The 16,320-nt window shown below is 50.5% G+C and carries 13 protein-coding genes and 1 riboswitch; of the genes, 11 read left to right on the forward strand and 2 right to left on the reverse strand.

The window, feature by feature from the left end:
• The first annotated feature begins 100 nt into the window (after positions 1-100).
• Positions 101-1,918: an excinuclease ABC subunit UvrC gene (uvrC, locus tag M0651_RS22605; protein ID WP_248553952.1), complete on the forward strand. Its 1,818-nt coding sequence runs from the start codon at positions 101-103 to the stop codon at positions 1,916-1,918.
• Here uvrC and M0651_RS22610 read toward each other — a convergent pair.
• Complete coding sequence (locus M0651_RS22610) at positions 1,875-3,626, reverse strand: CPBP family intramembrane glutamic endopeptidase (protein ID WP_248553940.1); 1,752 nt, start codon at positions 3,624-3,626, stop codon at positions 1,875-1,877. The two genes, uvrC and M0651_RS22610, sit on opposite strands and share 44 nt — an antisense overlap.
• Positions 3,627-3,943: 317 nt before the next feature.
• A riboswitch (cyclic di-AMP (ydaO/yuaA leader) is annotated at positions 3,944-4,113 on the forward strand.
• Between the two features lie 66 nt (positions 4,114-4,179).
• Between M0651_RS22610 and M0651_RS22615 the strand changes: the two genes are divergently transcribed.
• The 3 genes from M0651_RS22615 to M0651_RS22625 are packed head-to-tail and all read left to right on the forward strand — an operon-like array spanning position 4,180 to position 7,519.
• Complete coding sequence (locus M0651_RS22615; RefSeq protein ID WP_372491039.1) at positions 4,180-5,523, forward strand: TrkH family potassium uptake protein; 1,344 nt, start codon at positions 4,180-4,182, stop codon at positions 5,521-5,523.
• Between the two features lie 16 nt (positions 5,524-5,539).
• The gene (locus tag M0651_RS22620) at positions 5,540-6,202 is read left to right on the forward strand and encodes a potassium channel family protein (RefSeq protein WP_248553942.1); all 663 of its coding nucleotides are present in this window, start codon (positions 5,540-5,542) and stop codon (positions 6,200-6,202) included.
• 36 nt (positions 6,203-6,238) lie between these two features.
• A complete protein-coding gene (locus M0651_RS22625) occupies positions 6,239-7,519 on the forward strand; it encodes an ArsB/NhaD family transporter (RefSeq protein WP_248553943.1) in 1,281 nt (426 codons plus the stop codon).
• Between the two features lie 56 nt (positions 7,520-7,575).
• Here M0651_RS22625 and M0651_RS22630 read toward each other — a convergent pair whose 3' ends face one another.
• On the reverse strand, positions 7,576-8,487 hold the full coding sequence (locus tag M0651_RS22630) for a LysR family transcriptional regulator (RefSeq protein ID WP_248553944.1): 912 nt from the start codon (positions 8,485-8,487) through the stop codon (positions 7,576-7,578).
• A 285-nt stretch (positions 8,488-8,772) separates the two neighbouring features.
• Here M0651_RS22630 and M0651_RS22635 point away from each other — a divergent pair, with 285 nt between their 5' ends.
• The 7 genes from M0651_RS22635 to comI all read left to right on the forward strand — a co-directional run bounded on the left by M0651_RS22635 (position 8,773) and on the right by comI (position 15,682).
• A complete protein-coding gene (locus M0651_RS22635; RefSeq protein WP_248553945.1) occupies positions 8,773-9,444 on the forward strand; it encodes a succinate dehydrogenase cytochrome b558 subunit in 672 nt (223 codons plus the stop codon).
• A gap of 131 nt (positions 9,445-9,575) precedes the next feature.
• Positions 9,576-11,321: a succinate dehydrogenase flavoprotein subunit gene (gene sdhA, locus M0651_RS22640; protein WP_248553946.1), complete on the forward strand. Its 1,746-nt coding sequence runs from the start codon at positions 9,576-9,578 to the stop codon at positions 11,319-11,321.
• A gap of 12 nt (positions 11,322-11,333) precedes the next feature.
• Positions 11,334-12,119 carry a succinate dehydrogenase iron-sulfur subunit gene (gene sdhB / locus M0651_RS22645; protein ID WP_248553947.1) on the forward strand — a complete coding sequence of 262 codons (786 nt, stop codon included), beginning with the start codon at positions 11,334-11,336 and terminating at the stop codon, positions 12,117-12,119.
• Between the two features lie 120 nt (positions 12,120-12,239).
• The gene (locus M0651_RS22650) at positions 12,240-13,382 is read left to right on the forward strand and encodes a tyrosine-type recombinase/integrase (RefSeq protein ID WP_248553948.1); all 1,143 of its coding nucleotides are present in this window, start codon (positions 12,240-12,242) and stop codon (positions 13,380-13,382) included.
• 173 nt (positions 13,383-13,555) lie between these two features.
• Positions 13,556-14,029, forward strand: a complete 474-nt coding sequence (locus tag M0651_RS22655) for a hypothetical protein (RefSeq protein WP_240271411.1) — start codon at positions 13,556-13,558, stop codon at positions 14,027-14,029.
• Between the two features lie 732 nt (positions 14,030-14,761).
• Complete coding sequence (locus tag M0651_RS22660) at positions 14,762-15,241, forward strand: hypothetical protein (RefSeq protein ID WP_248553949.1); 480 nt, start codon at positions 14,762-14,764, stop codon at positions 15,239-15,241.
• Between the two features lie 348 nt (positions 15,242-15,589).
• Positions 15,590-15,682 carry a competence inhibitor ComI gene (gene comI / locus M0651_RS22665; RefSeq protein ID WP_248553950.1) on the forward strand — a complete coding sequence of 31 codons (93 nt, stop codon included), beginning with the start codon at positions 15,590-15,592 and terminating at the stop codon, positions 15,680-15,682.
• Positions 15,683-16,320: the final 638 nt, after the last annotated feature.

Genomic DNA, 16,320 nt, shown 5'->3' on the forward strand with positions numbered 1-16,320 from the left:
CGGTTTGGGCCGGGGGCGTTTTCTGCGTTAATCTGGAGAGGAGAAAGGAGGAGGAAGATTGGACGCACCTACCAATGAAACGCTGAGTTATGAGAAAGCGATGGAGCGGATTCAACATAAATTGGCGCTGCTGCCCGATTCGCCGGGTTGTTACCTGATGAAGAACAAGGAAGGTACGATCATTTACGTTGGGAAAGCCAAAGTGCTGAAGAACCGGGTTCGTTCCTATTTTACCGGGAGCCATGACGGGAAAACCCAACTGCTCGTGTCCGAGATCCGCGATTTCGAATACATCGTGACCGGAAGTAACATGGAAGCGCTCATTCTGGAGTGTAATTTGATCAAGGAGCATCATCCGCGGTTTAATATTCTGCTCAAGGACGACAAAACCTTTCCTTATATTAAAATAACGAATGAACCGCATCCCCGGCTGGAAGTCACCCGGCGGGTGCTTAAAGATAAAGCGAAGTATTTCGGTCCGTATCCGAACGCCTATGCAGCACAACAGACGAAGAAGCTGCTCGACCGCATGTATCCATTGCGCAAATGCAACGTGATACCTAAGGAAGTCTGCCTGTATTATCACATCGGCCAATGCCTGGCGCCTTGTGTGCAGGAGGTGGCGAAGGAAACGTACGAGTCGATGACGCAGGAAATCACCTCGTTCCTTAGCGGCGGGCATGAGGAGATCAAGAAAGAGCTGCAGCGTAAAATGCACGAAGCGGCCGAAGAATTGCAATTTGAGCGAGCCAAGGAATTACGCGATCAAATCATCAATATCGATGCGCTGATGGAGAAGCAGAAGATTACGGTGAACGACGCGAAGGACCGCGACGTGTTTGGTTACGCCGTGGACAAGGGCTGGATGTGCGTGCAGATTCTGTACATGCGTCAGGGGAAAATGATCGAGCGTCACGCTTCGGTTTTTCCGTTCTACGGGGACGCCTACGGCGATTTTATGTCCTACGTGACGCAGTATTACAGCGATAATCCGGCGTTGCCGCAGGAGATCTTGCTGCCGGAGCAACCGGAGGATCAAGACGATCCGGCTTCGATCGACGCCCCTACCGCTCTGCAAGAGTGGCTTGGTGTCAAGACGCTGGTGCCGCAACGCGGCTTGAAGCGACAGATGACCAAGATGGCCGAGGAGAACGCGCGTGTCTCGCTGGACGAGAAGTTCCGTTTGATTGAACGGGATGAGGAACGGACGTCGAAGGCTGCCGAGAACCTCGGTAAGGCGATCGGGTTGGAGTCGGTGTCGCGTATTGAAGCGTTTGATAACTCTAACATCCAGGGGACGAACCCGGTTTCGGCGATGGTCGTGTTCATTGACGGCAAACCGGCGAAGAAGGAATATCGTAAATATAAAGTGAAAACCGTACAAGGGCCGGACGATTACGAGACGATGCGCGAGGTCATTCGCCGCCGCTACGAGCGGGTGCTGAAGGAGAATCTGCCGCGTCCCGACCTGATCGTGGTCGACGGGGGCAAAGGGCAGATTTCCGCCGCGACCGACGTGCTGGAGAACGAGCTGGCGCTGTTCATACCCGTGTGCGGCCTCGTCAAGGACGCCAAGCATAAAACGGCGCAGCTCATGGCGTTTGATCCGCCGGAGCCGGTTTATCTGCCGCGTGACAGCCAGGAGTTCTACCTGCTGCAGCGAATTCAGGACGAGGTGCACCGCTTCGCCATTTCCTTCCACCGCGAACAGCGGGCCAAATCGATGGTGACCTCGCGGTTGGACGCGATCCCCGGGATCGGGGAGAAACGCCGGAAGGCGCTGCTGAAGCATTTTGGATCGCTAAAAAAAATAAAAGAGGCCTCCGTCGAAGACTTCCGGCCTCTTTCTATCGGGGAAAAACTAGCCCACGAGATTATAAATGCCCTTCGGGACGAGGATTCGCCAGAGGAGTCGTAATATACGGCTCCTCTTTTTGCTGTTGCGGCGGCAAGCTCTTCCGTTCTTTACTCGGCGGGTTGAACAGGTAAATGACATAAGCGACGATCGCCGGCAGGGCGATATAGAAGATGCCGGCGCTGATATTCAGCGCTCCGCCCATAAACATCAAGCTCAGCGACATCAAGATGCTGTCGAAGATGACGTGCGAGAAGACGACAGCGGCGAAGCCGTAACGCAGGAACACGAAGCTGAACAACAGTCCGATAAAGGTCAACTCGATGGGGCGAGAAATGACCGGATAAATCGGATACAACGTGTGGCCAAATGCCCAGATCAAGGTCGACAAGAGACTGGCGATAAAGGTGCTGCGAAACATCTTCTTCAGCATCGGGATCCCGAACAAGCGATACACCGCTTCTTCGCCGATCCCGGCCACCCAAGCGAGCAGTGGCAGCAGCAGCGGATACACCATGTTGTACGGCGATTGCGTGGCGTCCGTTGTGGACCAGGTATGAATCGTCCGCTCCAGAATGAAGAAGACAACCGACTGCGCTCCCAGCAGGATCAGCGCCCAGGCGTAACCGTCGGCCATTGAGGTTAGCACATAACGGCCGTACCCTTCCTCCCGCGATCGCGGCCACAGGTTGATCCCGTTCTTCCGCCATAAGCCGTCACCGCCGACCAGCGAGAAATACACGGAAGCGGCGAGGAACAACGTCACTAAGCCTTGGAAGAAGAAGCCGAAGATGAGCACGCCGGATTCGAGACCGTCTTTTTGGAAGACCGGCATCATATTGATCGTCCCCACCGTGGATAACACGAAGTAAAGGGAGGCCAAGAAAATCCCGCGTTTAAATGAAGTATGGGCCCGTGTCATCGCGCTATATACGATGGCGAGAATCGCCAGCACGAACGTCAACAGGGCGTAACCGGCATACGTGAGCCAATTGGCGAGTTTCGTTTGCCCGGCTACGTAGTCCAAATGGGCCTGCGGTACACTGAAATAACGCTCAAACGAGGACACGGCGCCATACTCATAACTAAACTTGAGCTGCGCTTGGGACTCGCCCAAGGTGTAATCTTTGATCTGATATTGCAGACCGACATCTCCTTCGCCGGAGGTGAGCTCCAAATCGCCTGCTTTAAATCCAAAGGCGTTCAGGTAAGGCAACGTCAGCTGTTCCTTCTCGGCTAATGTCAAATCGCCTTCCCATGCCTTCATGGAATCGGTGGTTTCTGATCCCAGGTCCAGCATCATTTGCTTGTTCGCGTTGCTGGACGAAGCAATCTCTTCAAAGCCGACGACTTGGCCGGTCGTCATGTGAACATCAACCGTTACGGCGCTGAACGTCTCGGTAGGATCGTTGTAACGGACACGGAACACATCGTAGGGAAATTGCTTTTCGTAGGTTTTTAAGTACGGAGCCAGCAGATCCGCTCGGGTCAAATAACCAAACAGATCGGAACGTGTTTCGTATGTAATTAAGGCCTTATCTTTTATAGGTTCGGACAGATCCAGGTTTAAGACGGAATGGACGAAATCGGCTGCGCTGGCCGCTGCTTTCGATTTACTGATGACCTCATCCGCTTGCTGCAGCTGCAGCGACTCCGAGTCGGTGGTCGGGAACAACTGAACGGCGATAAACACAATGAATCCGAGAGCGGCCAGCAGCCACAGGTTCTTTGTTTTCATCCTGCGGCCAGATGGTTTCATAGAGGAATTCACTCGCAAAACTCCTTTGTTATTTGGTAAAATTACCTTTTTCATCACGTACCCTTTATATAGATGAGGTATGAATTTCCCTCAAGTACGTCAAAGTAAAGATAACACAGCTGTTCCCCCTGCGCCAGACAAGAGACAAAAATGACGAGAATCGGCAATAACTCAGGCATGCCTTCGCATCGCTCAGATTCAGGGCGAAGTTTCTCCCTTTCCCCCTTCATTTCGCCCTATTTTGGTCTTTTTCCTGAAAATCAAGCTTTGTAGCGGGAGGGAATAAGGGATATAATCCATTTGACGAAAAAATGAATGAAAACAATTGAAAAGAATCTCGGCCGAATTTCGTAATGAAAACGGGGGAACCGTATCTTTTGGGGTGAATTTCGCAGAACTTCGCGCAGCCGGCTAGGAAGCGGCGGAAGTGTCAGCGAATAGGGCAACTGTGCATGTCCGAATCCGTCAGCTAACCTCGTAGGCCTGTGCAGCAGGAACCAAACACCGAAAGGCATTGGATTTCCAGTGCTTTTTTCTTTTGTTCTTTTTTCAAAACAACAACGAGGTGAACGAGTTGCATTTCAAGAAAATAAGCCTTTCCCCGCCTCAGATCTTAGTGATCGGGTTTGCGCTCATCATTTTGCTGGGGGCGTTACTGCTGATGTTGCCGATCTCTAGTACGACCGGAGATTCCTTGCCGTTCGTCGAAGCGCTGTTCACGGCCACTTCGGCAACTTGCGTGACGGGGTTGGTCGTGGTTGATACCGGCACCTATTTTTCCACCTTTGGGCAAGTGGTCATTGTACTGCTCATCCAGATCGGAGGTCTCGGTTTCATGACCATGGCCACTTTGTTCTCTCTTGTCCTCAAACGAAAAATATCGCTGAAGGACCGTCTCCTCCTCCAGGAGGCGATGAATCAGACCTCGATGGAAGGCATTGTTCGTTTAATTCGTAAAGTGTTGATGTATTCTCTGATTATCGAATCCAGTGCGGCGCTTCTGTTCACCATACGTTGGGCATTCGACATGCCCTTGGGGAGGGCGCTGTATTTCGGGATATGGCATGCGGTCTCGATGTTTAATAATGCGGGCTTCGACCTGTTTGGCGATTATCAAAGCTTAACGAAATATGTTGCTGACCCGATCGTTAACTTCGTAGCGATGTTTCTGATCGTATCAGGAGGGCTTGGGTTTATCGTGTTGTCCGACCTTGTTGAGTTCCGGAAGCGCCGCAAGCTGTCGCTGCATTCGAAGGTGGTATTATCGATGACATCTGCGCTGATTGTGATCGGGGCTCTCGTTATCTTCATCTTTGAGTTCACGAACTCGCGGACACTTTCGCCGCTCGGATGGGGTGGGAAGATTTGGGGGTCCTTCTTCCAATCGGTCACGCCGCGTACGGCGGGAGCTAACACGCTGGATATTGGAGCTTTGCGGCAGGCAACGCAATTTTTTATGATCATCTTGATGTTTATCGGTGCTTCTCCAAGTTCGACGGGGGGCGGGATCAAAACAACCACGTTTACGATGTTGGTCGGAGCGGTAGGCTCGATGATTCGTGGACGTACGGACTTGGTCCTGTTCCGATACCGGATGGCCGAGGAGCGGGTTTTTAAAGCGCTGACGATTACCCTGCTTGCGTTATTCCTTGTTGTGGCAGTCGCGATGGTGTTGTCTACTACGGAGGATGCGAGCTTCTTATCGATCCTATTTGAAACGACATCCGCTTTCGGCACGGTCGGATTATCCATGGGTTTAACGGATGATTTAACGGCTTTCGGGAAGATCGTGATCAGCCTTACGATGTTTGCCGGTCGGCTGGGGCCGCTGACCCTGGCTTATGCGATCGGTCCTAAGAAAGGAAAAGAGCTGTATCGCCATCCAGAAGGCAAAATCATTATAGGATAAGGGGAAATTAACGTTTATGAAAAGACAGCAGTTTGTAGTCATCGGCCTCGGACGGTTCGGGTCGAACTTGGCCTTAGAGCTGATGGATTTAGGCTATGAAGTTCTGGGCATTGACCGGAATGAAGAGCTCGTCGAGGAAATGAGCGACCAGTTGACGCATGCCGTCGTTGCCGATGCAACGGATGAGGAGGTGTTGAAGTCGCTGGGGGTCCGCAATTTCGATTGTGGGATCGTGGCGATCGGCAACGATATCCAAATGAGTATCCTGGCGGCGATCTTGCTCAAGGATTTAGGCATCAAGACGGTGGTTGCTAAGGCGATCTCCGTGCTGCACGGCCGGGCCCTAGAGAAGCTGGGTGTTGACCGGGTCATCTATCCCGAACGGGATATGGGGATTCGCGTCGCACATCAGCTGGTCACTCCCAATCTGCTGGATTATATCGAGTTGTCGAAGGAGTACAGCATCGTAGAAATGAACGTCCCCGCTTGTCTGCATCAGAAAAGTCTCGGCGACCTCAACCCGCGGGCGCGCTTTGGCTGCAGTATCGTGGCCATCCACCGTGACGGTGGTATCCTTGTGGCACCAACGGCCATGGATCAGCTGACCGAAGGCGATATCATGGTGATTATCGGAGCGAAGAAGAATATCGAGCAATTTGAAACCATACTAAACCAATAGACAGGGAACAGTTTGGGCATTGGACGGGAGAAAAACATGGAACAACAGGCCATTTGGGCATTGGGTATTTTTTTACTAACCTACGCACTCATTATATCAGAGAAAGTGCATCGAACGTTGCTGGCGATGTCTGGCGCCGCATTGATGATCATGCTGGGCATTCTCGATCAGGAGAGCGCCGTGCATCATATCGACTTCAACACGCTGGGGTTGTTGATCGGAATGATGATTATCGTCAATACGACGGCTGAGACGGGGTTGTTCTCCTATATCGGGATGTGGACCGCCAAGTTGGCCAAAGGAAATCCGATCACCCTTCTGTGGCTGCTAGCGCTTATCACCGCAGTAGGCTCTGCTTTCTTGGATAACGTGACGACCATCATCCTGATGGTTCCCGTGGCATTTAGCATTACACGCCGTTTAAGGGTGCATTCGTTTCCTTACCTCTTCTCTATGATTATTGCAACGAATATCGGCGGGACGGCTACGTTGATCGGAGACCCTCCTAACATTATGATCGGCAGTGCCGTGAAGGAGTTAACTTTCGTTGCTTTTTTGGAAAATTTAGCGCCGGTAGCTTTATTGATTTTGGCGGTCATTTTGCCACTCGTGATCGTGATTTTCCATAAACAATTGAAGGAAGCTTCTGCTAACCGTCACCTCATTATGGACATCAACCTGGAGGGGTTGATTACGGAGAAAAAGCTGCTGATCAAGTGCCTGATCGCCTTGGGCCTGACTTTGCTCGGATTCTTCCTGCATCAATACATTCACTTAGAAACCGCAACAATCGCTCTGGCTGGTGCCTCGTTCCTGTTGCTTATGACCGGCGAACACGTGATGGAAAGAGCTTTTCGTTCCGTGGAATGGCCAACGATCTTCTTCTTTGTGGGGCTGTTCGTATTGGTTGGCGGGTTGGTCGAAACGGGTATCATCACGATGGTGGCTGAGTGGGTGATGCGGCTGACTGGGGGCGACCCAATGACCACCTCCATGCTGATCCTGTGGCTGAGTGCTATTGCGTCGGCCTTTATCGATAATATCCCGCTGGTCGCGACAATGATTCCGATGATCCAGGATATGGGCAGTTTGGGGGTTAGTCATTTAGAACCTCTGTGGTGGAGTTTGGCGCTTGGGGCTTGCCTGGGCGGAAACGGGACCTTGATTGGGGCCAGCGCCAATCTGATCGGAGCCGGAATGGCCGCGAAGGAAGGGGAGCCTATCAGCTTCCTCCAGTATTTGAAATACGGACTGCCGCTGATGCTCGTCACGATTCTGATCTCCAGCCTTTACCTCTATCTTCGATATTTTGTTTAATTAGGAAAGCTGCCGCTGTTCCGGGTATTAACCTGGAGCAGCAGCAGCTTTCTTTGTTAGATCGGCAGTTCCTTGACAAGGGACTCGCGGATTTGTGAGATCCATTCCTTCGTTTCGCTTGTCAGCTCCGATTTGTCGCCGTAAACGAGGCAGGTTTCGCGGCGCGTCTGAGCCAGCTCGGGAATTGGTACGGTGAGCAGGCCGTTATCCCTCAGCAACGGCATGCGCAGGTACGATTTAGGCAGCAGCGCGGCCGCTTTGCAGATGGGCAGAAGGCGCACGATCGCTTCAAACGAGTCGATCTCCATCCGGATGTCGGGCAGGATGCTGTAACGGCCAAACAGGTCGTCGATTAATCGGCGGTACCAGGTCCCTTTGGAAAAAACGATCATCGGCCGTCCGTTCAAATCGTCCATCACAAGTCGGCGTTTCTGGCCAGCCGCAGCCAACTCATGCCCCTTAGGTACGACCAGCTCGAGGTGGTCCTTAAACAGCGGTAGACACTTCAGGCCGGCTTCATTCACCATGGAGGCCACAACGCCGATATCCACTTTCTTCTCGCGGACGTAAGAGACGATTTCGTGGGTTTTGCCGGTAACCAGTTTCAATTCAATATCCGGGAACTTCTCCATTAACGCGGTCACAAGCGGCGGGAGCGTGGTTTGAATCGTCGTCAGGCTGGCGCCTAACGTCACGATGCGGCGCTCGGCTGCCTTGAAGCGGGACACCGACTGCAGGAAATTCTGATGGCGTTGCCGCTGCTCCAGCGCGTATTGGTAAGCCTCCTGGCCAACGCGGGTGAGCTCGAGACGCTTCCCTTTGCGATGAAACAGGGAAACCCCCCACTCCTCTTCCAATTTGACGATTTTCCGTGAGAGGGCCGGCTGGGACAGGTTCAGCAGCTTGGATGCCTTGTTCAAACTAGATTGCTCCACGACTGTGGTGAACACCAGCAGTTCTTCGAGCATGGGGGCGACCTCCTTTTTCTGGGCGAATGACATGATTCGACAGGTTTGCATATGTGAATTCGTTATAATGATTAATAAATATATTGCAATTCCATTATAAGATAAAAAGGAGTAACATGAAAAGTGACACAAGTTGTTCACATGTTACTTTTGGTACAAAGGGGTTTTAGCGACCGTGGTGTGGTGATTATCATATACAACATCTGCGCCTCATTAGGTCAAATTCATTAATGAAGAAATGCAAGTTGAAATGGATGATGGAATGAGAAAGGGGTACACGCACTTATGAAAGGGTTTTATTCCAGAAAACTGCACTCACTGCTGGGCGTCATTCCGCTGGGATTCTTCCTGCTGGAGCACATGATCACCAACTTTTCGGCGGTTGAAGGCGGGAGCGAAGGGTTTAAGGAGGCCGTGGCATTCTTAAATAGCCTGCCGCTCGTCTTGGTTTTGGAGATCTTCGGGATTTGGCTGCCACTGTTGTATCACGGCGTATATGGACTGTATATCGCGTTCCAGGCGAAGCCAAACAACGGTCGGTTCCCGACTGAACGCAACCTGCGTTATTTGTTACAACGGATTACCGGCGTCATCGCGTTTGTCTTCGTCATTTGGCATGTGTGGGAAACCCGCGTGCAGGTGGCGCTGGGCAATGTCACGCATGAGGAGTTGGGCGGCGTGATGCACGACATCGTCAACAACCCGATCTTCTTCGTGTTGTATTTGATCGGGGTCGTGTCGGCGGCGTTCCATTTTACGAACGGATTGTGGTCTTTCCTCGTCAGTTGGGGCGTGACGGTGGGTCCGCGAGCACAGCGCGTGTCCTCTTATATTTGCATGGGCTTGTTCGTTATTGTTGGGGTCATGTTTGTGTGGTCGCTGTTCGCTTTCCGCGGCGCGGAATTCCAGGCGGAAGGTACGGCCTTGCTGGAGGCGGCGAAGGCTTGGCTGGCTTAATGCTTAAATGATACTGAATGCTTACGAAGTAAGTTAACGCTCACAAAACGAAGCGGAAGCTAACGAAGTAAGTTTTGTTCGTAGATACTCGTTGATGTAACGCTCACAAAACTTTTAGGAGTTGAAATCAAATGGCTAAACAAAGCTTAATCGTCGTTGGCGGCGGCCTGGCTGGCCTGATGGCTACGATCAAATCGGCCGAGGCGGGCGTACCAGTGCAGCTCTTCTCGCTTGTGCCGGTTAAACGTTCCCACTCGGTGTGCGCGCAAGGCGGCATTAACGGGGCCGTTAATACGAAAGGGGAAGGCGATTCGCCTTGGGAGCATTTTGACGACACGGTATACGGCGGGGACTTCCTGGCTAACCAGCCGCCGGTTAAGGCCATGTGCGAAGCGGCTCCCGGCATCATCCACCTGATGGACCGGATGGGCGTCATGTTCAACCGTACGCCGGAGGGCTTGCTGGATTTCCGCCGGTTTGGCGGGACGAAACATCACCGTACGGCGTTTGCCGGAGCGACAACCGGGCAGCAGTTGCTGTACGCATTGGATGAGCAAGTGCGCCGCCATGAAGCGGCCGGGCTGGTGACGAAATACGAAAACTGGGAGTTTCTGTCCGTGGTGCTGGATGATGAAGGCGTCTGCCGCGGCATTACGGCGCAGAACCTGCGCTCGATGGAAATCACAACCTTCTCTTCGGATGCCGTGATTTTGGCGTCGGGGGGCCCTGGGATTATTTTCGGCAAAACGACGAACTCAGTCATTAATACGGGGACGGCAGCCAGCGCTGTGTATCAGCAAGGCGTGACGTATGCGAATGGCGAGTTCATCCAAATTCACCCGACGGCCATTCCGGGCGATGACAAGCTGCGGCTGATGTCGGAATCGGCGCGCGGCGAAGGCGGACGAATCTGGACTTACAAGGACGGTAAACCTTGGTACTTCCTCGAGGAGAAATACCCGGCCTACGGTAACCTCGTGCCGCGGGATATCGCGACGCGGGAGATTTTTCACGTGTGTGTGGATCAGAAGCTCGGCATTAACGGCGAGAACATGGTGTATCTCGACCTCTCTCACAAGGATCCGAAGGAGCTCGATGTGAAGCTCGGCGGCATTATTGAGATTTATGAGAAATTCATGGGCGATGACCCACGCAAAATTCCGATGAAGATCTTCCCGGCGGTTCATTATTCGATGGGCGGCATGTGGGTAGATTTCAATCAGATGACGAATATTCCCGGCTTGTTTGCCGCGGGTGAATGCGAATACCAATACCATGGGGCGAACCGGCTTGGCGCCAACTCGCTTGTCTCGGCCATTTACGGCGGGATGGTGGCAGGACCCAAAGCGGTGGAATATCTCCGCGGCCTGAAGAAATCGACGGAAGACCTCAACCCCGCTGTGTTCGAAAGCTCTCGCAAGGCGCAGGAGACGAAATACGAAGGTATTCTGGCGATGAACGGCACGGAAAACGCTTATGTCATCCATAAAGAGCTGGGTGATTGGATGACCGCCAACATGACGGTTGTTCGTCACAACGATAGATTAGAAGCAACCATCGGCAAAATCAAGGAATTGAAGCAACGTTATAAGAATATCAACATCAACGATACGTCCCGCTGGAACAATACGGGCGCGGCGTTCACTCGTCAGCTGTGGAACATGCTGGAGCTGGCCGAAGCGATGACACTGGGTGCATTGCTGCGTAACGAAAGCCGGGGCGCGCATTACAAACCGGAGTTCCCGGACCGGAACGACGAGGAATTCCTCAAGACAACTAAAGCATCGTGGACGCCGGACGGCCCGCAAATTTCGTATGAACCGGTCGACGTCTCTTTGATCCCGCCGCGGATTCGCGACTACTCGAAGGACAAATAGGAGGGGATACAAATGGCAATGGCGGAAACAGATGTATCGGCCAAAAAGTTTACGGCCAAAAAAGTAAAGTTCATTATCACGCGCCAGGATGATCCGAACTCGAAATCGTATACGGAGGAATTCGAGCTCGACTATCGCCCCGGCATGAACGTGATCAGTGCCTTGATGGAAATCCAGCGGAACCCGGTGAACGAGAAGGGCGAGAATACTTCGCCGGTCTGTTGGGAGTCCAACTGTCTGGAGGAAGTATGCGGCGCCTGCTCGATGGTCATCAACGGTAAACCACGCCAGGCTTGCGCGGCATTGATCGACAACCTGGAGCAGCCGATTCGCGTTGAGCCGATGCGGACGTTCCCGGTCGTACGCGACCTCGTAATTGACCGCAGCCGGATGTTTAACGCGCTGAAGAAGGTGAAGGCGTGGATTCCGATCGACGGCACGTACGATCTCGGACCCGGTCCACGGATGCCGGAGAAGAAGCGCCAATGGGCCTATGAGCTGTCCAAGTGCATGACCTGTGGCGTCTGCCTGGAAGCCTGCCCGAATGTCAACGAGAAGACGGACTTTATGGGTCCGGCGGCCATCTCCCAAGTGCGCCTGTTTAACGCGCATCCGACCGGTGAAATGAACGCCGATGAGCGCCTGGAAGCGCTGATGGAAGAAGGCGGCATCGAAGGCTGCGGCAACTCGCAAAACTGCGTCCGTGCCTGCCCAAAAGGCATCCCGCTGACCACCTCTATCGCTGAGATGAACAAAGCGACCACAAAGCATATGTTCAAAACGTGGTTCACGCAGTAACCTAGAGACATATCGGTTGACCGAAAAACGGTCCGCCGTTCATCCGAAAGTATCGGAGACAGAACTCGAGAGAGGGCTGTCTCTTTTTGTTCAACTAGACAGAAAAAGGAGGTATTAGGGATGTACATTCAGATTCACCGGATTGAAAACGAACAGATGTCCGTGAAATTGGCGGAGTTCTCAAGAGAGGATATAGGTAAGCTGCATGCCGTTGGGGGAGGAAAGTGGGATCCTAACGGGAAATTCTGGCGTTTTCCTTGCACGGAAGAGAAACTCCGGCAATTCGCAGAATGCTTTCCGGAAGCGGAGATTCGAATGGACGGGCTAGCCGTGTCGCCAAAGCTATCCACCGATGAGAAATTCGCTCAAGCCCTGGAGCAAAAGCTGCTCACCGCGCTCAAGCTGAAGGGATATAGTCTAAAAACGAGCAAGGCTTATCGGGGGCATGTTCGGCGATTCTTGCAGAACTTGGCTGATCACTTGGAGATGAAAAGTCCAGGAACCCTCAAGGATGCGCGGCTTACCTCCACGATCATCGATTCGTCTCGTGCGAAACAGTATGCTTTGCAGCTCCTTGAGCAAGGACACTCGTCTGCTTATGTGAACCAAGCCATCAGTGCGTTACGTTTTCTGGCTGTTGAGGTGCTCAAACAACCTTCCGAACAGACGAAATATATCCGACCCCAAAAAGAGAAAAAACTGCCCTATATCCTATCGGAGCAGGAAGTACTCCGCGTGATCCAAGCGCCGACAAATCTGAAGCACCGCACAATGCTGTATCTGGCGTACGCTTCAGGGCTGCGAGTGAGCGAAGTCGTCCGACTGAAAATCACGGATATCGACCCGGAACGCGGCATCCTTCGAGTCCGGCAAGGCAAGGGCAAAAAGGACAGACACACCTTACTCTCCCAAACAGCATGGGACATGATCCAAAGATACGTAGAAGCGGAGCGACTCTCCACCTCGATGTGGTTATTTCCGGGGCAACATCCGGGGAGCCACTTGCATGAGCGTTCCTTGCAAAAAGTATTTAAGGAAGCCCTGCTAACCTCGGGCATCACGAAGCAGGTCGGCATTCATGTCCTGCGGCATTCCTTCGCCACCCATTTGCTCGAGAACGGCACCGATCTCCGGTATATCCAGGAGCTGCTGGGCCACGCCAGTCCAACCACCACCGAACGCTATACCCACGTCAGCACCAAGAACCTGAAGCGTATTCAGAGCCCGCTGGATCGGCTTTTGCGTGACGAGAGGAGGGAGTAGCATAATTAAATAGGGGAGTAGAAATGAAATTACAAAATTAAGAAATGGAGGTATAATTAAGGGAGTGATAACAGGGGCCGCAAATCACCCGACTGGGGTGAGGTTTGCGACGGGCAGAGATTAAGGAGTTATACGAAAGTCTCTAGAAACTTTAAAAACAGGAGAATAATCTTATGGAGATCTCAATGAGTCTTCAACCACATGGTTGGTTAGTTGTCATGATTTATACGACTGAAGGTAAAAAATTTGATATACCTGTTTCTTTCTTGTCAGATGCTATCCACGAAATAGCTAGTAAGATATCTATTTTGGATAAAGACGTAAATGAAGTAATTATTACTATGCAAACTGAACCAGGTGAGTATCGATTAAAGATTTCAAAAATCTCAAATGTATTCTGTTTATTTCAGTTATTTGAAATGAGTGACAATTTTAGTACTGAAGCAACTGAAGAAGGCACGCTATTAATAACAGAAGAAATAAAGACAATTAGACTGCTGAGAATTATACATAGAGAATTAACAAAAATGAAAGATTTAGGGTCTGAAGGATTTATTAAAAGATGGAATTCAGATTTTCCGATAAATGCATATGAAAGATTAACCGATATGATATATAAATTAAAGCAATATGAAGCAAATTCATAGTAGAGAGACCTTCGTATAACACCGTATTCACGCTGCGGGTCTGACGCCCCTTGATCTGCAGAAGCGATGGCATAGTAGTTAATTCAGCAGACAACCCTGCACCACCTAACCGCATTGCGGCTGGCACTAACGTGCCTTAAGGTGGTGAGGGTTCGTGAATACAACAACGTTATCTGCCAGATTGGGCCCAAAGATTTGTAGGTAATCCATGCGCAACTTCCTGTTGCTTGAAGAGGGAAATTGATAGGTAAATACAAAGCAAAGAACGAGAATATAAAACGGGAAAAGACCTGTATAAACCCAGTATAAACCCAGTAAAGAATAAAGCTCGTATAAACCCGGAAGAAGCAATTACCTAAAGGGGACAAAGGAAAAAAGGTATAACATGCACGAGGAATACAAACTGAAAAAGGCGTAAAAAGAAGGAATAAACATGTGGGTCGACGTCCTGTCTCTATTCGAAGAAGTGGGCCCAATCCAACAGATAACACCATGTTCCCGCCAGCGGCTAGAGCCGCTGGGTCCGCCCGGAGTAATAAGAAGCGGAGTCACTACGTAGATAATTCAGTAGCAGGAAGTGAACTCAGGCGGACACGTCTGTAAGGCTAAGTGGCGGAGCCACCCGGTGACCCGGATCGCTGTGCTTGATGGGCCAACTGCTTAAGCCTTTCGACGTCGGGAACACAATACGTTATCGGAAATCAGCTTATGACATTTGAATGGTGGGATTCGGTGAAAAAGAAAGTGATAATAACAATAAGCTGTTTCATCATCTTTGTAGCTATTTATCTTATCTATGATTATCACCGTCCCCAACATATAGAGGTAAAACTTAAGGGCACAATTTACTCGATAGAATCGAAGTTCGAAAAACAAACGTCAATTTCAATCATTGGTGAACATTATAGAGTGCTTTTTGGCAAGGACATATTATTAGGGAAGATGATCGTAGATGACGATCTGGTTTACCATATAAAGCTTAGGAGAGAAGACAATAAATATTTTGAGCTCCTAACAAAGATAGACGATGAAGATCATGTTATAAAATCTATTGGATCAATTATGACTTCAATTGAATTTGACAAGGTATGGTTACAGTTGGATGACATAAATGAGAAATATAATTTAATCGAAGGATATGTATCAGGTCCAGCAAAAAATATGGAAGAAGGAAATGGTATTGCAACAAGTATCATCGAAGGAAGAGAATGAGTGCTTTACGTTTGTAATTCGAAGAGGACGCTGACATCCGATAACAATGTGTTCACGCATCGGGGGACAAGCCCCTCGATCCCGGAAGATAAGTCGGGGAAGCGATTGCCGGGACACATCCATTCACCCAACCGCATCGCGGCCGGCCAGGCGCACTAGTCGTGCGCTGAGCAGCTTAGGGTGAATGGACGTCGTGAACACGGAAACGTTATAGGAAATTCCGGAAAAGCGTACAAAACCCAAAAATACGAACGAATATTCTATTCATAACTTTGTCGATATGGTAAGATATAGAAGTACAATTGAATCTTGGGTGGTCATAGTTTCCCTTCGTAAGGAGGTGAAGCTATGGAGGTCAAAGACGCAATGACAATCATGTTTTTATTTGGCATGTTTATCCTTGCCCTCTTAACATACATTAATTCCAACAAGAGAAAGTAAAAACCCACCCCAAGGTTTCGCGGCCAAAGGTGGGTTTTTATTTCCGATAAGGACTTAGAAGGGAATAAACCATCCAAGCCAATTGTATAGCCGAGTGTTAGCGCACTCGGTTTTCTTATAAAGATCATAACACAAATTGGATTGACTGAAAACCATGAAAAGAGCTTAATAAAAACTTGTATAAAAACTTGTATAAAAACCTTATAACCCGTATGAAATAATTTGAATGAGATATCGAAGAGGGCCGGAACAACCTATAACAACGTATTCACGCTGCGGAACCTATAGGTTCCTAGGTCGCCTTGGAAGTTGAAGAAGCGAATTCATGACGGTGCGATTTCAGTAGCAGAGAAGCGGATTCAGGCGACAACCACTGCGAGCCTAAGTCCTGGCGGACCCAGTCGCTGCGCTCCTTTAAGGCTCTGGGATTCGTGAATACCAGAACGTTATCTGCCATCGTCTAATCGAAGAAGCGGGAAAGATAGAAGAGCTATATAACACGAAGCGGTTCAAACGTACTTAGATAACTACGAGAAGAGGGTTAAGAAGAAAGCAGGAGCGATGACTTAGTTTAGGAATGAGCATTAAGTAATTTATCGGCGCATCATCATGAAGAACATACATAGAAGTAATAAAAC

It is taken from the genome of Paenibacillus mellifer (assembly GCF_023195895.1).
Classification (GTDB): Bacteria; Bacillota; Bacilli; order Paenibacillales; family Paenibacillaceae; genus Fontibacillus; species Fontibacillus mellifer.